15 protein-coding genes are annotated in these 25,462 nt (G+C 36.6%); 5 read left to right on the top strand and 10 right to left on the bottom strand.

All coding sequences use genetic code 11. The annotated features are described in order from the left end of the window. Positions 1–81: 81 nt before the first annotated feature. From rpoN to HMPREF1532_RS10350, 5 genes are all read left to right on the top strand, one after another. Positions 82–1,563 (top strand): RNA polymerase factor sigma-54, encoded by a 1,482-nt coding sequence (rpoN, locus tag HMPREF1532_RS10370; RefSeq protein ID WP_005928714.1) that lies wholly within the window; start codon positions 82–84, stop codon positions 1,561–1,563. Between the two features lie 35 nt (positions 1,564–1,598). After that, positions 1,599–2,276, top strand: coding sequence for a hypothetical protein (locus tag HMPREF1532_RS10365; protein ID WP_005928710.1), 678 nt, complete (start codon positions 1,599–1,601; stop codon positions 2,274–2,276). Between the two features lie 26 nt (positions 2,277–2,302). Further along, entirely contained in the window at positions 2,303–2,683 is a 381-nt protein-coding gene (gene gcvH / locus HMPREF1532_RS10360; RefSeq protein ID WP_005928705.1) for a glycine cleavage system protein GcvH, read from the top strand. 123 nt (positions 2,684–2,806) lie between these two features. Further along, positions 2,807–3,316 (top strand): 5-(carboxyamino)imidazole ribonucleotide mutase, encoded by a 510-nt coding sequence (purE, locus tag HMPREF1532_RS10355; RefSeq protein ID WP_005928702.1) that lies wholly within the window; start codon positions 2,807–2,809, stop codon positions 3,314–3,316. A gap of 119 nt (positions 3,317–3,435) precedes the next feature. Next, a complete protein-coding gene (locus HMPREF1532_RS10350; protein ID WP_005928699.1) occupies positions 3,436–5,283 on the top strand; it encodes a 4-hydroxy-3-methylbut-2-en-1-yl diphosphate synthase in 1,848 nt (615 codons plus the stop codon). 68 nt (positions 5,284–5,351) lie between these two features. Here the strand turns inward: HMPREF1532_RS10350 and HMPREF1532_RS10345 are convergent, their stop codons facing one another. The 10 genes from HMPREF1532_RS10345 to HMPREF1532_RS10300 form a co-directional block, all read right to left on the bottom strand. Further along, positions 5,352–6,122: a carboxylesterase family protein gene (locus HMPREF1532_RS10345; protein ID WP_005928696.1), complete on the bottom strand. Its 771-nt coding sequence runs from the start codon at positions 6,120–6,122 to the stop codon at positions 5,352–5,354. A 207-nt stretch (positions 6,123–6,329) separates the two neighbouring features. After that, positions 6,330–7,361 carry a glycoside hydrolase family 43 protein gene (locus tag HMPREF1532_RS10340; RefSeq protein WP_005928693.1) on the bottom strand — a complete coding sequence of 344 codons (1,032 nt, stop codon included), beginning with the start codon at positions 7,359–7,361 and terminating at the stop codon, positions 6,330–6,332. Beyond that, on the bottom strand, positions 7,358–8,554 hold the full coding sequence (locus HMPREF1532_RS10335; protein ID WP_005928689.1) for a glycoside hydrolase family 88 protein: 1,197 nt from the start codon (positions 8,552–8,554) through the stop codon (positions 7,358–7,360). Before HMPREF1532_RS10335 ends, HMPREF1532_RS10340 begins: the two co-directional genes overlap by 4 nt. Positions 8,555–8,637: 83 nt before the next feature. Next, the gene (locus HMPREF1532_RS10330) at positions 8,638–10,665 is read right to left on the bottom strand and encodes an exo-alpha-sialidase (protein WP_005928687.1); all 2,028 of its coding nucleotides are present in this window, start codon (positions 10,663–10,665) and stop codon (positions 8,638–8,640) included. 85 nt (positions 10,666–10,750) lie between these two features. Next, positions 10,751–12,547 (bottom strand): T9SS type A sorting domain-containing protein, encoded by a 1,797-nt coding sequence (locus tag HMPREF1532_RS10325; protein ID WP_005928684.1) that lies wholly within the window; start codon positions 12,545–12,547, stop codon positions 10,751–10,753. Between the two features lie 77 nt (positions 12,548–12,624). Next, complete coding sequence (locus HMPREF1532_RS10320; RefSeq protein ID WP_005928682.1) at positions 12,625–13,848, bottom strand: DUF2264 domain-containing protein; 1,224 nt, start codon at positions 13,846–13,848, stop codon at positions 12,625–12,627. A 58-nt stretch (positions 13,849–13,906) separates the two neighbouring features. Beyond that, positions 13,907–15,760: a RagB/SusD family nutrient uptake outer membrane protein gene (locus HMPREF1532_RS10315; protein WP_005928679.1), complete on the bottom strand. Its 1,854-nt coding sequence runs from the start codon at positions 15,758–15,760 to the stop codon at positions 13,907–13,909. A 10-nt stretch (positions 15,761–15,770) separates the two neighbouring features. After that, entirely contained in the window at positions 15,771–18,875 is a 3,105-nt protein-coding gene (locus HMPREF1532_RS10310; RefSeq protein WP_130058586.1) for a SusC/RagA family TonB-linked outer membrane protein, read from the bottom strand. 473 nt (positions 18,876–19,348) lie between these two features. Continuing rightward, positions 19,349–23,365: a hybrid sensor histidine kinase/response regulator transcription factor gene (locus HMPREF1532_RS10305; protein ID WP_025819233.1), complete on the bottom strand. Its 4,017-nt coding sequence runs from the start codon at positions 23,363–23,365 to the stop codon at positions 19,349–19,351. 412 nt (positions 23,366–23,777) lie between these two features. Then, a complete protein-coding gene (locus HMPREF1532_RS10300; protein WP_005928670.1) occupies positions 23,778–25,460 on the bottom strand; it encodes a S41 family peptidase in 1,683 nt (560 codons plus the stop codon). Positions 25,461–25,462: the final 2 nt, after the last annotated feature.

Raw genomic sequence — 25,462 nt, 5'->3', positions numbered from 1 at the left:
AATCTTCATAATATGTGTAATCTGTGGTGAAAAAGCTACTTTTGTAGCGAGAAATAACCAAATATAGAAAACAAAAATTGTATGGCACAAGGTTCCCGTCAAATACAATCCCAGGCGCAGCAACAGATACAAACGCTTTCTCCGCAGCAGATTCTGGTAGTAAAACTGCTGGAGCTTCCTGCCGTAGAACTGGAAGATCGTGTACATGCCGAGCTACTGGAGAATCCGGCACTTGAAGAAGGAAAAGAAGAATCCTCCTCCGATGAACTGGGCGAAAGCAATGCTGCAGATAGCGAAACAGAAGGCGACAGCAATGACTATGATTCTTTAAGTGACTACTTGAACGAAGACGATATCCCCGATTATAAATTACAGGAAAACAACCGTTCGAAAGGCGAACAAGCGGAAGAAATTCCCTTTTCCGATGCTACCTCTTTTTATGAAATACTGAAAGAGCAATTGCGCGAGCGTAATCTCACGGAACACCAACGTGAACTGACAGAATACCTTATCGGATCACTGGACGACGATGGTTTGCTCCGCAAATCACTTGAAAGCATCAGTGACGAATTGGCGATTTACGCCGGTATCGATGCCACAGAAGAAGAACTGGAAGACGCCCTGCATATTATTCAGAGTTTCGACCCACCCGGATTGGGTGCACGAAATCTTCAGGAATGCCTGCTGATACAACTTCGCCGAAAAATAAAGAAAGGAAAACCCAACGGGTTACTGATGATGGAAATAAGAATTATCCAAGATCATTATGAAGAATTCACCCGTAAACACTGGGATAAAATTATAAAAAAACTCTGCTGTGATGAAGAGTATTTCAATGCTGCCATTGCGGAAATTACGAAACTAAATCCGCGCCCCGGTGCCTCTTTAGGAGAAGCCATCGGACGTAACTTGCAACAAATCGTTCCCGACTTCATCGTAGACACTTATGACGACGGCAGTATCAATGTCAGCCTCAACAACCGGAATGTACCGGAACTTCGCATGAGCCGTGATTTCACGGAGATGGTGGAAGAACATACGAAAAACAGAGCCAATCAATCCAAAGAGGCCAAAGAAGCCATGATGTTTCTAAAGCAAAAAATGGATGCAGCCCAAGGATTTATCGACGCCGTCAAGCAACGGCAGAATACATTGATGACCACCATGCAGGCTATCATCGACCTGCAACGGCCGTTCTTCCTTGAAGGAGACGAATCATTGCTTCGCCCCATGATTCTGAAAGACGTTGCTGAGCGTACAGGGTTGGATATCTCGACCATTTCACGTGTCAGCAACAGTAAATACGTACAAACTAATTTCGGAATTTACCCGTTAAAATTTTTCTTCAGTGACGGATATACCACTGAAGATGGTGAAGAGATGTCTGTCCGTGAAATACGTAAAATATTAAAAGAATGTATCGACAACGAAGATAAAAAGAAACCGTTGACAGACGACGAGCTGGCAGATATCCTGAAAGAAAAAGGATATCCAATCGCAAGACGTACCGTAGCCAAATACCGGCAACAATTGAATATACCGGTAGCAAGGCTGAGGAAATAATGAAGAATTAATAATTAAAATCAAAGGCCCGTCGTATGGGAGAAGTGAATGTAGAACAACATATTATTGCAGATAAAACGCTTATCAGAACAGCACAGGTTACATCATGGATACTGACCCCGTTCTCTATCCCCTTTTTAGCCTTTTTGGTTCTTTTCCTGTTTTCTTACCTGCGTATTATGCCTTTACAATACAAGCTAATTGTATTGGGAATCGTATATTGTTTCACCATACTGATGCCTACCATCACCATTTTCCTGTTTCGTAAGATTAACGGATTTGCCTTACAGGAACTAAGCGAACGTAAAAAACGCTACATACCTTTTACACTCACCATCATCTCATATGTTTTCTGCCTGCTGATGATGCATAAGTTGAATATCCCCTGGTATATGACCGGCATTATACTGGCTGCACTGGTCGTACAGATCATTTGCATCATCGTCAATCTGAGATGGAAGTTGAGTGAACATATGGCCGGTATAGGTGGAATTATCGGTGGATTAATCTCATTCAGCGAACTCTTCGGATATAACCCGGTATGGTGGCTATGTTTGTTTATTCTGGTTGCCGGAGTATTGGGATCGGCACGAATCATACTACGGCATCATTCATTGGGTGAAGTATTATCCGGCTTTGCCGTCGGACTGATATGTGCATTACTTGTACTGCATCCGCTAAGTAATGTATTGTTTCGAATCTTTTTATTTTAAATATAAATTCTTAAAAACTAATTATTATGAACTTCCCACAAAATTTAAAGTACACCAACGAACACGAATGGATTCGTGTAGAAGGTGACATCGCTTATGTAGGTATCACTGATTACGCACAAGAACAATTAGGTGATATCGTATTCGTTGACATCCCGACGGTAGGCGAAACACTGGAAGCAAATGAAACTTTCGGTACGATTGAAGTGGTAAAAACCATCTCCGACCTTTTCTTGCCGGTAGCCGGTGAAGTGCTCGAACAGAACGAGAGTCTTGAAGAAAACCCGGAATTGGTAAATAAAGACCCTTACGGCGAAGGTTGGCTCATCAAAATGAAACCTGCCGATATAAAAGACATCGACGACTTGCTGGATGCGGAAGCATATAAAGCGGTAGTTAATGGATAAGACCTGGTAAATAGTAATATAAATAGTGATAAATGATTAGTGATAAGTGATTAATGACTACACAGCTATACTTTTACTAATCAGAATGCCAAATTTAGAATCATTAAATTTTTAAATAAAATCATGACTCCAATTGTAAGTATCATCATGGGTAGCACATCCGACCTTCCTGTTATGGAGAAGGCGGCACAACTGCTCAATGATTTGCATGTGCCGTTCGAAATGAACGCCCTCTCTGCCCATCGCACTCCTGAGGCAGTAGAAGAATTTGCCAAGAATGCCCGTTCACGCGGTATAAAAGTAATCATTGCCGCTGCTGGCATGGCGGCTGCACTTCCGGGGGTAATCGCTGCCAATACGACTCTTCCGGTTATCGGTGTACCTATTAAAGGTTCCGTACTCGATGGTGTAGATGCGCTCTATTCTATCATCCAGATGCCTCCCGGAATACCGGTAGCAACCGTAGCAATCAACGGGGCAATGAATGCAGCTATCTTGGCTGTACAGATGTTAGCTTTGGGCGATACAGAACTTGCAAACACTTTTGCGACTTACAAAGAAGGCTTGAAAAAGAAAATTGTAAAAGCCAATGAGGAACTGAAAGAAGTTAAGTTTGAATATAAAACCAATTAAATTTACGATTGAACGATTTGCAATTTACTGTTTAGCTGCATGACAGCCGCATGTTTGTCGCAGTCGCAAGATGTAAATCGCAACGGTTCAAAGGGTAAATAATAAATAGCAAACAGTAAATGGAAAGGGATTTATTCAATTACTCCCGCAGAGAGACATCAGAAGTAAATATCGGGGCCGTCCCATTGGGCGGCCCCCATCCTATCCGCATTCAGTCGATGACAAACACATCGACACAAGATACGGAAGCATGCGTAGAGCAAGCCAAACGTATCGTAGATGCAGGTGGAGAATATGTCCGTCTCACAACGCAGGGTATCAAAGAGGCGGAAAATCTGATGAATATCAATATCGGCTTGCGCAGTCAGGGATACATGGTACCATTGGTAGCCGACGTACACTTCAACCCCAAAGTAGCCGATGTGGCGGCACAATATGCCGAAAAGGTACGCATCAATCCGGGAAACTACGTTGACCCGGGACGTACTTTCAAACAACTGGAATATACGGATGAAGAGTATGCCCAGGAATTGCAGAAAATCCGTGACCGCTTTGTTCCTTTTCTAAATATCTGCAAAGAGAATCGTACGGCTATCCGTATCGGAGTAAATCATGGTTCGTTGTCCGACCGTATCATGTCCCGTTATGGTGATACCCCCGAAGGTATGGTAGAGTCGTGTATGGAGTTTCTACGAATCTGTGTAGAAGAACAATTTCACGACGTAGTAATTTCCATCAAAGCATCCAACACTGTGGTAATGGTTAAAACGGTCCGCCTGCTGGTAACTGTTATGGAAAAAGAGGGAATGGCATTCCCATTGCATTTAGGCGTTACCGAAGCCGGAGATGGAGAAGACGGACGTATCAAATCGGCCTTGGGCATCGGTGCCCTGTTGGCAGATGGATTAGGAGATACGATTCGCGTGTCGCTCAGTGAAGAACCGGAAGCAGAAATTCCGGTTGCACGTAAATTAGTCGATTATATCACTGCCCGTCACGAACACCCCTATATTCCCGGTATAGAAGCAACCGGATTCAATTACGTGTCTCCTTCCCGGAGAAAGACAAATGCCATCCGTAATATAGGCGGTGATCACCTCCCTGTTGTTCTGGCTGACCGCATGGATGGTAACACAGAAGTAAATCCGCAATTTACTCCCGATTATATCTATGCAGGAAGAGAACTTCCGGCCGAACGTGAAGCCAATGTCGAGTACATTTTGGATGCAGATGTATGGGAGGGCGAGACAGGGACATGGCCGGCATTCAATCATGCCCAGCTTCCATTGATAGGCATGTGTCAGTCAGAACTGAAATTTCTGTTTATGCCTTATATGGCACAGACCGATGAAGTGATCGCCTGTCTCAAAATACATCCGGAAGTCGTCATTATTTCTCAAAGTAATCATCCCAACCGGGTAGGTGAACACCGCGCACTGATACACCAGTTAATGTCCGAAGGACTGAAAAATCCGGTAATCTTCTTCCAGCACTATCAGGAAGAAGTTGCTGAAGACCTGCAAATAAAGGCCGCCGCTGATATGGGGGCATTAATATTCGACGGTTTATGCGACGGTATTTTCCTTTTCAACCAAGGTTCACTAAGCCATTCCGTAATAGATGCTACTGCCTTTGGGATCTTGCAGGCTGGACGTATCCGTACCTCCAAGACAGAATACATTTCTTGTCCGGGATGCGGACGTACCTTATTCAATTTGCAGCATACCATTGCCCGTATTAAAGAAGCCACCTCACACTTGAAAGGTTTAAAAATAGGAATTATGGGTTGCATCGTTAATGGTCCTGGAGAAATGGCAGATGCCGATTACGGATATGTCGGAGCCGGACGGGGAAAAGTCAGCCTATACAAGCGCAAGGAATGTATAGAGAAAAATATTCCGGAAGAAGAAGCCGTGGAAAAATTGATCGAGCTAATCAAAAGGAACAACGATTATACGGAGAAATAATCACCAGATACATAAAACAAGGACGCGCCCCCAAGAACTCTCTCAGGAACGCGTCCTTGTTTTTATTCTTATTTCTTCTTTTGGCTAAACAGCCAATCCATAAATCCCGGATAATTAAATGCCGGAGTCCAACTATCATGACCACATCCCGGAAATTCAATGTATTCCACATCAGCACCGGCCGCCTTTAATGCTCTATAAGCCATACGGGAACCTTCTACCGTTACTACATTGTCCGCATCTCCATGAAATATACGAAATCTCACTCCTTTAGCGTTTGCCAACCGGATTGGATGGACCGTACCGCAAATAGGAATAGCTGCCGCAAACACCTCCGGAAAGCGGATAGCCATGTCATATGTCCCCATTCCTCCCATTGAAAGCCCTATAATATAAATACGGTTCTTATCGATTTGTGGCAAAGCCAAATAAGTATCCAATAACTCCTTCAATGATTTGAATATCGGAGATATGTCCTGTACCACAGGCATCTCTGCCGGGAAAAACGAGGCCGGACGGGATGTATATGCCCAATAAGCATCTGCCGGACACTGCGGGATTAAAACAAAAGCCGGATATTTTTCACGGTTCACCGGATTAAGAAACATCTGTGCACCATGTGTAAGCTGCTTTTCATTGTCACTTCCCCGTTCTCCGGCACCATGCAGAAAAAGAACAAGCGGATATTTACTACCGGCTTGTTCATTTTCCGGTCGTAACAGACGGTATGACAATGAATCACCGAAAGAAGAAACAAATTCTTTCTTTTGATAATTCTCTTGTGCCCAGCTTGAAACAGTTAACAGACACAGCAAGTAAAAACTAAAAATCTTTCGCATATATTCTTCTATCTAATTGAAAATTAAACGTAAAGATACACTATATTCATCAAATAACCATATTACTTGTTTATCTATAGCATCTGATAATATAGTCTCTCTTTCATTACTGCGTGTTGACATTAGTATTCAAAAACAAAAACAACAAAAGAGGATTATCCCCCATAAAACTACAATAGCCTGATGCACAAGAATATTTTTTTAGAATTAGCTACCTGAAGGCAATTTCATCTTCTTTTTAATCGACATAGGTTTACCAAAATCAGGTAATCCTGTTTTCTCGTCAAATGCAAACTTCTGTAGTCTTATATCTCTCCTCCATCCAGGCTTTTTCTCTACTTTAGCATGATACATAATATAGAATTCTTCTCCGTCCGGAGAGGTTGTAAAACTAGCATGTCCCACTCCATATGCATTCTTATTCCCTTCAAACAAAGGTTTAGTTCCTTTAATCCAACTATCTTTATCAAGCGGATCAGCATTCTCATCTTTCAGTTTTAGATACGCCAATTTATAAGTCGGTAACCAAGATTGTCCACAAGAATAAATAATGAAAAGATCATTTTTGTTTTTCAAAATTTGTGGTCCTTCATTTAGTGGAAGTTCTCCTTGTTCATAATCAAGTTCAGGAGAGGAGATTTTAACCCTACTAGAAGCTATTGTCCAAGGATTTTCCATTTTTGCAATATATAAATGTTGCTGAGTTTTATCTGTCATTTCCTTTTTCTCCCAACCAGACCATATCGCATATAACTCTTTTTTATGTTCCAGCAAAGTCATATCAATAGCCCACATATTATTGCTCCAATCCCCTAAAGTATCACCTGTAAACAACATCCCTTTATCTATGTATTCTCCTTGTGGATCAGACGTAACAGACTCAAGTACCCCGGTTTTTTGATGAATAAATGGAGGTCCAGAATAACCGGCAGCATAAAAAATATACCATTTCCCATTCCAAAAATGTAATTCAGGTGCCCAAATACAAGACGAATTCCATTTATTCCCTATTGGTGCTTTCCATACCTCGATAGGCCCATTAATTTGATGTAATTTTTGTGATTTTGAAACCCCGATCCTATTCCCTGGCATAACACAACAGTAATAATAGTTACTGTCATATCTCACAATCCAAGGATCTGCTCCATTAGAGAGGATGGGATTAGTATAAAAACCACCAGACCGACAAGCTCCTAATAACAGTATGGCCAATAAGTAAACAGCTAATATACTCCTCATTTTTTTAACACATATTTTTTATAACGTACCAATGCTTCTACATAATAATAATCTGCATAAGTAAGAGGAACATCTATTTCTCCCTTCCCCGGATAATTGCCAACCGAATGTTTTAGAATAAAATTACAGTTTGTATTCGGTTCAGACAAATATTCTGGTGAAGAAAGAGTCTTTATTTGTATTTTTGCTGTTTCCAAACACAGTTTTGCAATATTCGTTTCTGCATATACACTTAATTCTATAAAAGCCGAAGCCATAATAGCAGCAGCTGAAGCATCTCTCAATGTATTAGGAATATCCGGAGCATCGAAATCCCAATATGGTACTTTATCTGTTGGTAAATTGGGATGATTTATAATAAATTTTGCAATGTTAGTTGCTTGTTCCAAATAGCGAAGATCCTTTGTTTCTCTATACATCATTGTATAGCCATAAAGTGCCCACGCCTGCCCTCTGGCCCAAGATGATTCATGAGAATAACCTTGACATGTATTTTTCTTTTCCGGCAATCCCGTAATCGTATCGTATGACACAACATGATAACAACTATAATCAGAACGGAAGTGATTTTTCATTGTTACGTCAGCATGTGATCGTGCAATCTTTGAGAATTCCGGATTATCAGAGTTTTTAGATGCCCACATCAGCATTTCCAGATTCATCATATTATCGATAATAACAGGATATTGCCATACTTTCTTATTCCAATCCCAAGAACGTATACAACCTACCATTGGACGATAACGAGTAGATAATGATTTAGAGCCCTGTAATAAAACCTTTTTATAAGATTCGTCTTTTGTAAGTCGTAGTCCATTTCCAAAACTACAATAAAGCATGAAACCAACATCGTGATTAGTAGTGGTATACTGTTCACGTTCTATTCGTTTAGTAAATTCTTGTGCATAATTTTTTAATGAATCATCCGAAGACACTTCATACAAATACCATAATACCCCAGGAAAAAAACCACTACACCACCAACGAGAAGTTGATGTCTCCAACTTTCCCTCTTTATCTATGGTTCGAGGAAGGAGCCCCGGCTTACTTATTAAATCAGATGCCATTAATTTAGATTGCACTATAGCCCTCTCAAGACTCCTATCGACAAGATCGTCCATTCCGTCTTTTCCACCATTGCTACACCCTGCAAATAGGCATACCGCACACACGATTCTAAAAAGATATTTCATCATTTGTTTATTTTTATAATCAATAAGAATAAATTATTTAATTCCAGTTATCTAATACTTCATTATTTAGACCCATGTAACTTCTAAATTATTATTTTCTTCACGAACTGTTCACCATTATCGTTTATTGAAACAATACAATAAACTCCTCGCTCTAATGTCGGAATAGTAATAATACCTGGCTTATATATTAAATGGCTAAAAAAGCAGATACCTTTAACGTCATAGATACCAACCCTTACAGCCCCATTTAAACCTTTATCAAAATCAACGTTCAGCATTTTATCTTCAGTAATAAAAACTTTTACTTTCTCCATACCTATACTTTTGACAGATGAGACTTCATCTTCAACAAAATAGATAGGTAACCAAGTTGTTGGATCATCCGCTTTTTCACCAGGCATATCCTCTGTTGTCACTGGTAAAACAGCAGTAGAATTGTCATTATTTTTTTGAATCAAATGTACTCTGAACTCATCCGATTCAGAAGGATACCCTCCAATTAATGTCCACAAAACAGATGACTTTGATGTATATCCGATATCTTGATCTTCATTATTATTTAAAGAACCCTCCAAATTTACATTATTTATAAACCCTTCTGTTGAAAATGGGTCAAACCCTCCGCCACCATTTTGCAGTTCTAATTTAGTACCTCCATTTATATTTATAGTCAAACGATAAACACACTCTGACAAAGTTACTTTATTTTTTCGGTAAACAAGTAATTGGAGACCATCACAATTAAGTGGAGAATAATAATTTAGTTTTTTATCAAAAACATGAGCATTAACATTTAAATCCTTATCTGTATACTCCAAATTCAGATATGCCTGCGCTTGAGATTTTCCTCCGATGAACCAATCATTATTTAAAGAACGGTCAAATTTATCTAAATCGACACATTCCGTATCTCCTTTTTGGACTTTTTTGCTACGATTTATCACACCTTTCATCACTTTTAGCATTTGATAATCCGCTCCATTTTCCTTATATCCGCTATTGCCAGAGCTTATCACTTCATCATTACCTATATAAGAAATCGACCCCCACCAAGCTGCATAAGGTGATGAAGCATAAGAAAAATCTTTTGCCTTGTCATTCCCAATAAAAACCCACATTTTCTCAGCTGTCTCATTTTTAAATTTACCATTAGACTGAACTACAATTTCTCCAGTAGGTAATTTCATCATATATGGAGCAAAACCACGGAAATTTTCATGTACAAGCCATTTCCGATCCTCTCCCGGACCAATCATAGGAGCTTGGAAATCTGCATATCTCCAGTTATTCTCTTTTGATGTCCAGACAATCCAAGGGGTTTGTGTACCCCCATCGCATTCCACAGCAATAGCAATTCCGTTGTCATTATCAAGATACTGCCCCACAGCCATTCCATCCATTGTCTTCTCTCCTTCTTGAGTTCGTGATATATATTCAGTTTCTGAAAATGTAGAAGAAGTAGCTGGAAGCCATGTTTTTCCATAATCAAAAGAACGTAGTAGTCCCACATTACATTTTAAGGTATGAGTATCAGTACAAAACAGTTGCAATTCCCCCGTAGGTAACAAAATAAAAGACGGTTCCCAATTTCGACCCCAAAAAGCTTTTTTAGCTGAAGCCGCAATAAAAGATTCACCTTGATTAATACTCTGTATTATTTCTATACCACAATTACTGTTCGTATTTTCCAAATCATTATAGCCATTATTATATCTCCATTGATATGCAACCATAATTTTTCCATCCGGCAATTCTATAAAATCCGGGCAAGCATAACATACATTATCGTTCTTTCCAGGGTCTTTATAAGATTGACGCACAATGACCGCATCTGACCATGTCAATCCATCGTCTTTACTTTTTCTTGCATAAATATTCCATCCAAATTTTCCATCCATGTATATCATAAGTAAATCACCTCCACTTAAACGTTTTATACGAGGATAATGAGCTGATTTCACAATCGTATTATTAGTCTTTACAGTATACGAGCGAAGTTCTTGATAAGTACGATAGTTCCAGCCTATACGCACATCTACCGGTTGAGATTTGATACCCAAAGGGAAAAAACAATATCCAACAAAAAAACTTACAATAATATTTTTCATGATAGTTTAACTTCATTAAGTTATAAAGCCGGCTATTACACAAATCAATTGTCGTATAGCCAGCTTCCATGTTAATTCGTATTTATCAGAAAACAATCTTCTTAGTAATAATATCTTTTAGAGTTCTGACTTTAATAATATACACCCCAGACGTATACCCAAAATCAGAAATAACATTATTGGAAGTAGATTTCAATAATTCTCCTTCCATGTTATATATACACACTTCACTAATAGCATCAGCTGTAACAATCTTTATATTTTTATTTTGTACATCAACGGTAACTTTTACAGCTTCAGATTCTTGAGTATTTATAGACATACCTTTACCTATAGTAAAATTTTTCATCTCAGCAAAAGCTCCACCTGCATAAGCAGCATCTATCGCCTGAACAGTCCACTCATAGTCACCATCAGGCAGATTATTGAAAGATATTTGTTTAGCAAGAAAAGTATTTCCATGCTCTAATACCATTCGTTTGCCTGTTGACAAATTAGCTTTGGGATGTCTATAATATCTACCTGTCGTTTTGTTCCTGAGATAAATATTATAGGTTAAACTTTGGGTAGGAGTTTTGTCATCCGTAGCCTCTCCCCATGACAAAACAACATTATTCCCATCAACCGAATTCTCTAAGTTACTCGGTGCCGATGGCGCTGCATTGGTTGCTGTATAAGTAGTATTCTTGTAAATCGCGCAAAAAGCATCATTGTTATTTTGATTAAAATTATATCCCATCACGGCAAAATCTAATATTCCATCGTTATTACTGTCTAATACAGCAACACTACCATTACTCCCTCCCATAACCTGAGATGAGAGTTCTTCGTTAAGTTCAAACAATCCAAATTCATCCCCTATAAAAAAGAATAGTCTCTCCCTAGGATTATTATTTATACCATTGTAAACATTAGCAATCAAATCGTAATAACCATCATTATTTATATCTGCTAAAACTCCTGAATTAACCACTGTTTTAGTCTGGTAGATTCCCTCAATAGGCATTGATTCAACAAACTCTCCATCGATATATTGATATACATACATAGATCCCGAACCCTCATGACCATAAAAAATCATTTCCATAATCCCATCTCCATTAATATCAGCAAAAAGAGTTGTAGCCTGATTCGATGCTTTACCACTCGGTAATACAGAGGTTTCTGTAAATGTTCTATTTCCATTATTTATAAACAATCCGGAATATCTTCTCTTTGCATCAGCATCATGTACATAACCACACAGATAAAAATCTATATACCCGTCATTATTTATATCCAATAAAGTAACATTGGCATCGCCAAACAAAGTAACACCTTGTGGTAAAACATTGATAGATTCATCCACAGAGTTATCTTCATTCCGGAATGTTAATGTGCCATCTGTTTTGAAACCATAAATGAGGAAATCAATAATACCATCATTGTCAAAATCAGCAGCAGCCGATCCTGGCGCATTTTGTGGTAAATCCAATTCCCAATTGTCTGTATAAGTTCCATCTCCATTATTTGTTAATAAAATTACATAGTTTCCACCTCCTTCTCCTTTAATACCAGACGTAAATAAATCTATTCTCCCATCACCATTTATATCTTCCCACGTAGTTGAGATCCATTGTCCGCCTGGAATCGGAATAGTATTATCTACAGGAGTAAATGTATCATCTCCTTGGACTTTAAAAATGTAAACCATATCTTTCGTATTCTTATCCGCACGACCAGCAAAAATAACATTGTGTTTTCCGTCATTATCGCTATCAATAACAGAAATTTTCCCTTCACGAAGCCCAGTACCATTTTCATTAATTAACAACAGTTCCTGTTGAGCTGATAAAATTGCAACATTGGCAAACACGACAGCAGCAAGTAAAATCTTTTTCATGTCTTTCCTTTTTTAATAATTAGTATTAGTAAATATTATTAAATACAAATATTCTAAATTTCATATCACATTATTTTTTAGTCACGAATAGAGTGATCAGCCTTTATTTTTTTTCCACTCCACGCCTTTACTGACGACCACTCTTCGGGTGGGTTAACCCAAAATTCATCATTTGCATCTAAACCCAATGGCAAAAAAACAAATGTACATAAGTACAAACTTCCAGTTGAAATATAGTTATCCGCAATTTCAGGCTGATGTCCACAAAATCCTAACCGTAGCCATCCATTTCTATCAAAAGTGTTTTTTCCCTTCATCTGCCGTTTAATAACTTTCGTTAATGCACAACGAATCTGAGCAGGCTGAATCTCTTGGGGTAAAATTTTCATTAAGGATGCTTGTGACAAAACTTGAAAAGCACCAAATCGATAAGCCATAGAACGCCCCAATACAGGGTAGGAACCTTCCGGAGAAATCATCTTCTCTTGTTGTATTGCAAACCTGGTAAATCTTTTCAACTGAACATCATAAAATTCTCCGCCCTCTAATCCTTTTTGCTTTAAAAGGGAAACAATATCTAAAAGCATCGGTTGAATGACATAACTATTATAATAATCTAAATGAAAATCTTTACCATCACCATACCAACCATCCCCCTTATACCACTCTTTGTGCTTAGATATTGCATATTGAATAGGTACTTTATCACATGTTCCTGTGAATTCCAACAAAGCAGCTTCAATCATTGCAGAAAACAGCAACCAGTTTGATTGAGATGGTTTTATTTTTCTTGAAGCTTTTAGTTCTTTGATAATTCGCTGTTGAGTTTCATTATCCAATTTCGGCCATATTTGTTCTTTTGACCTTAATAATCCATGTGCAAAAAATGCAGCATCAACAAGAGGTTGCCCACCAGGGCCATCAAAACGCATATAATCAGGAGAATCCGGATTAACGGCATTAGTTATAGATTTGACACAAAGGTCAATAAATTTTCCTCTTAACTTTCCTTCGCTTGTATCATCTATCCCTAAATTTAGCCATGGAGAAATACCAGAGAAAGAGCGCCCCAAGGCTTCAAGATGAGTAACCTCTTTTCTTCTACCTGTATTTAACCCATCATTTGTTTCAACAGGCATATTCGCTCTCAATTTATTTTGGCTAAGATTTTCAAATACAGGTTCAACTATTTTGACCATTGTCTTAACCCAATAATCACGATCTTTATTTTTTGCTGAACTTGTATTAGCCAAAAATGCAATACATAATGTAAAAGATAATATCTTTATCCAATTATTCATACTTTATTTCTAAAATTAAATTGATTCATAAATAAAAACATGATATTATAATCTATTTTCAATATACTGACTCCAAAGGAGGAATATTATTTTCTGATCCGGAATATCCCAAATTCTGATTTATCCGCCCTTGAGTATTTGTATTAATCGCACTTGCCGGAATTGGCCATAAAACATGGTATGGGCTTATCGTATAGGTCGCCCCACTTACAGTCATTACCCCCTTATTATAAAATTCATTTTTCGCCAATATACGATCATAAAAATAATTATCTGTGGAGAAATCATTTGTATTATATGTCTTACCCGATTCGGACGGTTTACCGGTTTCTGCAAATAAATAAGCTATACGAGTCAACTCGCATTTGCGGGGCTCCTCATAGAATAACTCACGGGCACGTTCATCTAATATAACCCCTATATTCACATCACTACTTTGAACACTAGCTCCACCTGCTCTTGTCCTCACCTCATTCAAATCGGCAGCAGCTTTTTTTAAACTTTCCTCATCTCCTTTCCAACAGTAAGCTTCAGCCCTTAGCAAGTACGTCTCCGCTAAACGAAAAACATACCAATCCGTATTTCCTCCTTCAGGTTGTAAAGAATGCTCAGGATCATCAATAAATAATTTATAATGTGGCCATCCATACCAACTACGGATCGTATCTTTACATAATATTTTTCCCGCCGATGTATAAAGTTGTAATGGTTTCCCATAATAAGGATCTTTTAATTTCTTCAGATTAGGGTCATTATAAACTAAATCTTCCATATTCATCCAGTTGCCTTTGGCATGACGCAAATCATTCGGATCTGACCATATTTGACTAGTATGGTAAGATGTCCCCCTACAACGTCCAATGCCTCTACCATAATTCATTACCAATGAGATTTCCACAGAACCATCTTGATCTTTTCTGTCCGTGATCCCTGTTCTACCAGTAGGAGTTAATATCTTATTTGTAGTATTTCCATAATAAGGCACAGCTTGTCTCATTGATGATATTCCTCCAGTAGAACCATTATATCCTAATTTATCCACAACCAACAATAACGTCTCTGTATTCTCTGCCAAACACTTATTATCTGGTCTGTGTAAATCCCAAATCACATTTTTTGTATTATCATTTTTATCTTTCCCAAACCGCTCTTTCATCAGAGCATACCGGCTATCTTCGATAACCGCAGAAGCAGAAGATATTGCATCATCAAAAAGGCCAAGTGCCAAATTTATCTTTGTCAATAAATGATAGGCTGCTCCACGAGAAACTTTACCTCTATCCACTATTTCAGGCATCCACTTAACAGCAAACTCCATGTCTTCTTTCATTTTTTGTAAAATGACAGATCTTTTTGTCGTATAAAAGTCCAATTTAGCATATGTTATTTCTTCAAGAATAAGCGGAACATCTCCAAATTGATGTGTCAGTCTATAATAGTAATAAGCCCTAAAGAAATAAGCGGTACCAAGAATCTCATTTCTTTCCGCCTCTGAAGAATACAAAGCATCATCTATACGAGATATCACTGTATTCGCATATTTAACTCCTTTAAATTCCTCATCCCAATACCAACCAATTCTGTTACTATTGGGGCTATTTAAGTTTGCATCTGGTCGTATTAACAAATTCAAATCTTGAGCTGGGCTAGTTTTATCAGTAGTACCTTCAACTGCAACTTCCGAGAATATGTGTTCTGTAATGATAGGTGCTCCATCCCCATAAAATTCAGAACGAATATGTTTCTCGCAAGTAGCCAATGCCGCTCTCATTCCTTTTGCATCCACTAAAGTATTTTCTGGTGCATAAAAAGATAATGGTTTAGGTTTTAACCATTCATCATCACAACCGAGTAGACTCATAATACACATGCCGAGAGACAGTGTATAAAATATATTTACATAATTTTTCATGATTGTATTTTTATAAAGTAAGACTTAATCCAAACGAATATGTACGTGGGACAGGACCATCATTCTCTGGGTCCCAGAACTCCCAATCAGGTGCCCAAACCGCTACATTTCGAATATTAGTAAATATCCGCAAATTCTCAAACTTTACTTTTTTCAATAACTTTTTAGGGAAATTATACCCTATAGATATATTATCCAAACGAACAAACGATTTATCCCTCCAAACATTAAAACTGGCACTACCATTGCTCGAATTCAACCGAGCCCAATTGTTTGTTGGATTTTCAGGAGTCCAATAAGGTAATACAAAGCCATTATACCTATCTTGATAACCAGAATTATGTTTTGCTATATTAAAATTACCTTTATGCCCCCAGTAAGAATATAGCATAAAAGATATATCAAAGTTTTTATATATTTGAAAATCATTTCTAAGAGTCCAGCGAAATTTGGGAGTGGTAGTTCCCAAGAATTCATTATCATCTTCCGTATATTTATAATCTTTATTAACATCCTTCACCTTGAAATCCCCTGGACTCAATCCATATTTCGCAGCTTCTTCAGCCTCATCACTCTGCCAAACTCCAATAACTCTGGGTTCCCATATTTCGTCAATAGCCTTCCCAATAAACCATTTATTTTTCTTATCATCAGCTTCTTTCTGCCCTATGACATTTCCATCAGCATCGAGAATATCTTCCATATCACCATAAAGATGAAGTATTTTATTTCTATTCAACGAAAAATTAAATGTTGAACTCCATATAAAATTTTTCTTTTGAATATTAACAGATGACAACGTAAATTCTAATCCTTTATTTCCAACCTCTCCCAAATTAGACATTACACTAGCGTAGCCTATTATATTAGGAAGAGTACGAGCTATTAACAAGTCTTTTGTATTCATCTTGTACACATCAATACTACCTCTCAACCTATTATGGAGCACAGTAAAATCAATCCCAATATTGGTTGAGGTCGTTCTTTCCCATTTCAAGCTTTTATTTGCTAATGAATTTACATAAATATAAGCCCCTTCATATACAGTACCATCTGGTTTTACATACAAATATTTATTATCTGTTAGTTGAGCTAAAGCACGGTATACTCCTATATCTCTATTACCATTTACCCCCCATGATACACGTAATTTTCCATAATCGAGCCATTTTGCATGCTTAAGAAAAGATTCGTCAGAGAATACCCAACCAAGAGCAGCTGAAGGAAAAACAGCCCGGGGATTTTCTTGCCCAAAGGCAGAATAACCATCTCTTCTAACTGTAACAGTAGTCATATAGCGTTGCTTATATGAATAAAATATTCGAGCCATTAAAGCATCTCCAGTTCTATATTCATCATTACTGGATATTATAGGATTCGAACCCGCACCAATATTATGAAACCCCAAAATATCAGTCGGACTAAACTGCTCATTACTCATTTTACCTGTCCATCTCTGAAATTTTTCCGCATTAAATAGAAATGTAAAGTCAATATCATGTGCATTATTGAAACACTGCTGCCATTTTACAATGTTATCTAATTGCCACAAAAAGTCTTTACGAGTATTCCTATATGCTGTTCCACCTAAATCTGCCCAACCCGGATGATTGGAAGATTTATGTTCATAATCATCTACCCATTCATATCGTGGCGAGAAATTCATCTGATAAGAAATATTATAAGGTAATGTGACTTTTGCATAAATGTTGGCATTTAAATTATTTGTCATCATTTTCTTATCAGTGTAATATGCATCAATTAATGGATGTTTACTTTCCCTGTCATCGGTCGGGTTTAATTTAAGACTTCCATCTTCATTGGTTGGAGAACCATAAGGTGTCAGCTTCTGATATTGAGCCCAATCTGCACCTATGGCACTACCATCACGGGAAACAAATTGAGAATTCAAACCAATAGTTAAAAAGTCCGTAATTTTTGTATCGAGATTCAAACGAGTGCGGAATGATTTATATCCATTTCCTACAGATAATCCTTCATTATTGGTATATCCCATTGACCAAAAATAATTTAAACCATTACTCTTTCCCGAAATACTTGCATTATAATCTTGACGGAATCCATTCTGAAATACCATATCTTCCCAATCAACCGTCTTACCAGCCAAGTAATTTTGTATCTCAATCGGCTTTAAAGAAAGTCTTCCCAACCAAACTTCGACAGGATCCCCTTTAGAATTATCGTATGCCAGCCAATCTTCAACAGAAATATCAGATGGCAGTGTCCTAGGGTCGTCATACTCATAAGGCTTATGATTGACATTGATACTTTCAAGAACATCCCCCCTCCATGCTAAAAATTCCTCCGGGCCATATACCCTTTGTCTTTTTTGCATAGATGCTATACCTAAAGTCACATCGAATTTTACTGTCGGCTTAACACTTTTCCCCATTTTGGTTGTAATAATAATAACACCACTTGCCGATCGTGCCCCATAGATTGCTGCCGAACTAGCATCTTTCAACACATCAATTTGCTCAATGTCATTAGCATTAATATCAGATAAATCGCCTGGATAAATCACTCCATCTAGCACAATTAGAGGATCGGTTCCTGCATTAATCGAATTACGACCACGAATTTGAAGACTCCCCCCCGGTTTAGGTCCAGCACTAAAACCAACATTCAGCCCTGGAATATTTGCCCTTAATAGATCCTGCATAGATGAAGGACTTTCATTTTGTAAATCAGATGATTTTACTTGTGCCACAGCTCCCGTCAAATCTCTTTTACGAGCACTACCATATCCTATTACGACTACTTCATCTAGAGATTTCGAATCTTCAATAAGTTTCACCGTTATATTAGTCTTATTTCTGACGGAAATCTCTTGTTGTACATAACCCAAAAAAGAGATTGTTATTGACGCATCGGAATCTATTTTCAAAGAAAAATCTCCTTCCACATCAGAAATTGTACCATTCGTTGTACCCTTTTCAACAACATTAGCGCCAACAATAGGTTCTCCTATTTCATCTAGCACCTTTCCAGTTATTACCTTTTGTTGTGCATGCAATCCTATTGTTAGAAATAGTCCAATAAGTACAAATAGGTGTGTTTTCAATTTACACCATTCAAGAAATGCATTTTTCATATCCCACAATTTTACAATTAATAAAAGATTCTTATACATTAACAAGTATTTATTCTCTCTCACATATCGAGGTATTATAAATTATTATTATACAAATGTCTATTTCGCATATATTACGTTCCTTGGATGGTAGCAAAATTACTACCCGTCATTAACTTTGAGTAAAATAAACATCCCAATAAATAAAACAAACGTCTCAATCGACAAGAAAATGAAAATATCAATTCAACACATTAGAACATCACAAAAAATGCACTGATTATCAATAATATAGAATTTATAATAGCATAAGTTCTTTTCCAAAAAACTTTCTTTATACCAAAACAATACTTTAGTAATTTCAAAAGCAGCAAAAGAAACTTATAAAATCAATACAACAGTAATAAAATGTCTGGCACTATTCCATACCAATTCCACATATGTAAAAATACACATGAAGACAATGATACTTACAATGAAAAAATATTCTTATTTTATCCCTGAAAATCTTTAGGTAATACTCCAAATTGCTTAAGAAAACATTTTGTAAAATAAGACGGAGAGTTAAATCCGACAGTATAACAAATTTCATTTATCCGCCTCTCTCCTTCTTTTAATAATTGAGCTGCCTTCTTAAGCCGTTCAAGACGAAGATAATCATTAGGAGTTAAATTTAGAACCCCCTTGATTTTTCGATAAAAACTGGAACGGCTCATATTAAGCATATCTGCTATATCCTCCATAGAGAAATCAGGATTATCAAGATTATTTTGAATTATCTCATCCAATTTTCTAACAAATTCTTCATCAGCCTTTGTTATTGCCACTGTATTTACTGCTATAAAAGGTGATTTTGTAAATGCTTCTCTCAACTTTTCTCTATTATTTATAAGACTAACGATATTGGCTTGTAAATATTCCATAGAAAAAGGTTTTTCAATATAGGCATCTGCACCCAACTCTAATCCTTCTATTTTCGACTGAATATTTGTTTTAGCTGTAAGCAGTATTAAAGGAATATGACTATAGCTAATATTTGATTTTATCATTCTACACAATTCAAACCCATCCATTTGTGGCATGACAACATCACTAACTATAAGACTTACATAATTATTGTCTAAGATTTCCAAGGCATTTCTCCCATTTTCTGCTGCTAAAACAGAATATTCTACTGATAATTGACGGGTAATAAAAGAAAGCATATCCAAATTATCTTCAACAACAAGTACTGTCTGTCTACTTGCCACTGTTTTCATTTTCTCGACAAACGGCTGTTTAACGATTTCATCTGTTCTAAGTATCGGTTCTGATGTCAAATTTATAGCATTATTCTGAATAGACGGAAGAGTAAGACAAAAGCTGTTACAATTTTCACCTTTTACCATATAAAGCGTCCCTTGATGAAGCTCAGCTAAAGAACGAGAAAGAGCTAAACCAATACCAGTACCTGCAGCTATTTTATTTGTATTACCAGCATTAAACTGAACAAATGGTTTAAATATCTCTTCTTTCATTTCGTCAGGAACAATTATTCCATCATTTTTAGTATATATATGAAAACATTTATTCTCGCCATATACATCTATTTCTAAAGTAACATGAATATAACTTGACGAGTATTTAATTGCATTATTAAACAGATTACTGATAATTTTTGTAAATGCTTCCTTGTCAACATGCGCATAAAAATCAACTTCAGGTATATTTAATGTAAATTCTATATTTCTCTGTTTTGACAAAGAAGTAAAACGAGTTTGCGTCTCTTTTAGAATTTCAGAAATATTACATTCGATAAAGTTAAGGCGAAAACCCTGATGCTCTGTACGCCGAAAATCCAACAACTGGTTAATCAAACTCAATAGTCGTTCTGTATTCTGACTCATAATATTTAAATCCTCCTTAGTCTCAAAATCTACCTCTTTTTTTAAAATGATATTTTCAAGTGGACCTTTTATAAGAGTTAGCGGAGTTCGGATTTCGTGTGCAACATTAGTAAAGAATTCTATCTTAGCATTATAAATTTCTCGTTCTTTCTCTTGTTCAAATTTCTCCATTTGATGAAAATGTTTTTTATAACTACGTCTTTTAAAATAAAGAAATATACATGTAGCACATCCTATGGACACAAATATATAAATAAAATATGCCCACATTGAAAGATAAAAAGGAGGAAGTATTTGAATAAACAGAGTTGTTTCCGATCCATCTGATGTTCCATTATCATGTGATGCCTTTACTTTAAAAACATAATTTCCATGTCTCAGATTCGAATAATTAACCATAAAACTTTCATTGACAAAATTCCATTCTCTATCAAAACCATCCAATTTATAAATCAATTTATTTATTTGAAGTTCTTGATAACCCAATGCCGCTATGCGAAGCGAAAACGAATTCTGATTAGCATTGAGTGTAATAGTATCAGAAAAAGTCACACTCTTCTTTAAAGGTGATTTTGGTGAATTCACTGGAACTTTTTTATTAAATAATAAAAAATCAGTAATTACTATCGGAGGAATATACTTATTCTCAGTGAATGATTTTGGATTAAAAGCTATAAATCCATCAATACTTCCAAAATATAATTTACCATTATTATCGTTAAAACTCGAACGATAATTAAACTGATTGCCCAACAATCCATTTGCTGTTGTAAATGCCCTAAATTCCTTATTTTGTGGATTAAACCGTACTAATCCATTATTAGTAGTTAACCATAAAAAGCCATCACTATCCTCCAACATTTGATATACAACATCATTAGGTAATCCATCTTTGGAACTATATCTAACGAAATTTCCCATTTCTGGATTAAACTCACAGAAACCTCCTCCTTGCGTTGTCAACCATATTCGGTGACGACTATCTTCAAAAACACTGATTACTTTATTATAAGGAAGACTTGTACTATCCTTCTCGTCATATAAGTAATTATTCCACTTTTTAGCATTAATATCATAACAATAAGCCCCATTTGCATAAGTCGCAATCCAGAGATTACCATATGAATCTTCTTTTATATCATAAACAAATTTACCAGTCAATTCACGTATATATTCAAAATTATCATTTTGGCGGTTATAACGATGTAATCCCAATAAAGTACCGAGATAAATGTCCCCAGAAGATGTTTTACATATAGCAAAGACGCTATTATCGCTCAAAGATTTAGAAGATTTATCCTCTTTTTTATAACTCTTTATAATAGTTCCAGTCTTTGTATTAATAATTTTTACACCCCGAGAAAAAGTTCCTACCCAAAGATTATCACCATCCATACATAATCCATGAATATTGGTAAATGCCTTACTAGGATTGAAATAACGAAATTTATTCGTATGTGGATTAAATGTATTTAATCCACCATCTTCTGTCCCTATCCAAAGTATCCCATTTTTATCCTGACAAAATTCTCTAACACGTTTTCCATGCAATCCATCTCCACTATTCCGAGAATAATACTTCTCAAAATAAGTATATTGTTTTGGAAAATAATTTATACCACCAAAATAAGAACCAAGCCAAATACCTTCTTCTCTATCTTTATATAAAGAATAAATGGCATTATCGGATAACGCATAGATGTCGTATGCTGAACTCTGGAGATGAATCAATTTCTTTGTACGAAGATTATAAATATATACTCCAGACTCGGTACCTATCCATAGTTCATTCTCCGAACACAAAATAAATTCACGAAAAAAAATATTTTCACCGTTTTCATCTGTTAGTAAAAGATTACTAATTTTTCCCGAAGTAAGATTCAATTCTTTAACTCCTCCTTTTAATGAACCAATATACAAACGATTATAAGGCCCTTGTAGTATTTTGGTGACAACGTCATTCTTAAATGTTTCTTCATTATCTGATGAGACAAATGGAACAATTGTCTCCATATTATCTTTTGAATAAAACAATCCATCACCATAAAAACCAATCCACATTGTTCCACTGTTATCAACAGCAAAACATTTTACATTACTGGAGACCTGTTTCGAGTCACTTAGAATATAATTATTAAGTAAGCTGTTTTGGGGATTATAACAAAATAAGCCCTGAGATTCTACCGCTATCCAAATATTTCCATCTTTATCATCAGTAATCATTGATATAGCCCGCTCTATTTTTGTTCCTTTTGTGCTAGATTGCATAAATTGCTCAAAAGACTCTTTTTCCGGTTGATATACATATATCCCAGCATCAGTTCCAACCCAAATATTTCCATCGGCATCCTCATACAAAGCTGTAATAAAATTATTACCTATGCTTTGTTTGTTATGTAAATCGTGTTTAAAAACACGAAACGTTTGTCCATCATAACGATTTAACCCATCCTTAGTCCCAAACCACATAAACCCCTTTTTATCCTGTAGAATAGCACTAACTGTATTTTGTGATAGTCCATCCCGAATACTGATATTCTTAAAATAATAACAATTATCAGTTTGTTGAGCAACACAAATTATATGTATACATAAAAAAATAACTGTACTAAAAACATACCTCATAATTATTCGTGATATAAAATAGCGACCAAATATAAAACATGTTACATTTTGAAAGCCCCAAAATCTACCCAAAAAATAGCAAAATTGTCTAATACCATATTCATAATTAATTTGTATAGACTCAATATATCGCTGACACACGAACATTCATGTCAACTTTCTTCTTAACATATTTAAATATTAAAACTTTATCGCTATTTACTTTCTATTAGAACTTACTTGTTTTTAACACACCGCTAAAATATACTTATTTCCCAACAAAAAAATCATCTATTTTTCATAAATAAATAGAGAAATACAGGATTCGATACCGAATCCTGTATTTCTCTACTCACACAATCTTAAATCATTAAAAATACCAGTATACCACAAGTTACCATCAATAACAGGCATCCTCTATATTGGCATCAAACTATTCTTTTTTTGCAGTAACGGCAGTTACACTCAATATCTGTTGATAACGTTCCGGATTCGTCAAAACCTTAACAGCCTCATCCAAGTCTTTATCGTCCTTCAACTGCTGAATGATTGCACCTTCTTGGTAATAATAGCGCTTAATTATTTCTTCGGCGATCATCTTCTTTATATCTTTAGAAAAATAATCAAGATCGCGATCCAGATTGTGCTTAAGCTTATTCTCCAATGCCTTGAATTCATCAGAAGCGTCTTTCATATAGCCCTCAAATTCGGCTGCTTCTTTCAGAGTATTTAAAATCTTCTCACTTTGTTGGTCATACTTGAAATCCGCCCCTTTCACCTTATTCTTAAATTCTTCGTAATCAGCATCCGTCAACTCAAATTCTTTTGCCGAAGCAATGGCCGGATGTTTGAGACAATAGTCCGTTGCATAATCAAAAATCAAATTATCACGTACCAGATAGAACAAAATATTGGGTAACCGTTCCTGCTTCACTTCAATATCGGGACTTACTCCGCCCCCATCCCGCACTTCACGTCCGGCAGCTGTATGAAAGACTGTTGTCAAACTATCGGGAATACGTGCCACACTGCCATCTTCATTACGATGTGCATAATCTATAGCCTGCACACACCTACCACTGGGAATATAATATTTGGAAGTAGTGATCTTCAAATTACCGCCATAGGGCAAAGAACGGGGCACCTGTACCAGACCTTTTCCATAAGTACGATTACCCACAATGACAGCACGATCAAGATCCTGCAATGATCCGGAAAGAATTTCCGAAGAAGAAGCCGTACCGCTATTTACCAACACTGCAATCGGAATATCGGTATCCAACGGCTCGCGTAGAGTTTTATAGGTATTACTTGCCTGCTTGATTTTACCCTTTGTTGTCACAATCGTTTTACCACGCGGCACAAACATATTCACAATCTCCACCGCCTGATCCAGCAAACCACCGCCATTATTACGCAAATCGATCACCAATGAAGTAATTCCTTGTTTCTTCAAATCAAGAAAAGCTTTCTTGAAATCTTTTGAAGGGTTTCCAGAAAAACTACTAAGGTTAATATAGCCGACCTGGCCGTCCATGACTCCATAATAAGGAATAGTCGGCATCTGAATAGAGCGACGTACAATATTAAATTCGAGTGGTTCTTTTACACCGGGACGTTGTACTTTCAGTTTAAAACTGGTACCTACCTGTCCACGAAGCAGCGTGCTCACATCCGAATTCCCTTTCAAATCCTTTCCATCGATCTCTAACAATAAATCTCCGGCTTTGAGTCCACTCTCTGCTGCCGGCATTCCTTCATAAGGTTCGGCAATTACCGTATATTTGCTTTTGGGATTATATCTGATTAAAGATCCGATACCACCATAGGACCCCTTCACCATCATTTCCAATTCATCCTGATCATTTTCAGGATAATATACGGTATAAGGATCAAGAGAATACAGCATATTATCGATTCCCTCACGGATCGTCTTGTTAGGATCAATCGTATCTACATAAAACATATCCAGCTCTTTTACAATAGAATTGAATATGTCCAGATTCTTAGCGATCTGAAAATTACGGTCGTCACCGCTTTTAAAACTAAAGAACGCAACAGTAATCAATACAATTGCTACAATGATACCATTTCGCCTATTCAGAAACTTTTTCATAC

The organism is Bacteroides salyersiae WAL 10018 = DSM 18765 = JCM 12988 (genome assembly GCF_000381365.1).
Lineage (GTDB): Bacteria > Bacteroidota > Bacteroidia > Bacteroidales > Bacteroidaceae > Bacteroides > Bacteroides salyersiae.
Note: the sequence above shows the minus strand (reverse complement) of the source record. Positions and strands in the feature narration are given on the sequence as shown.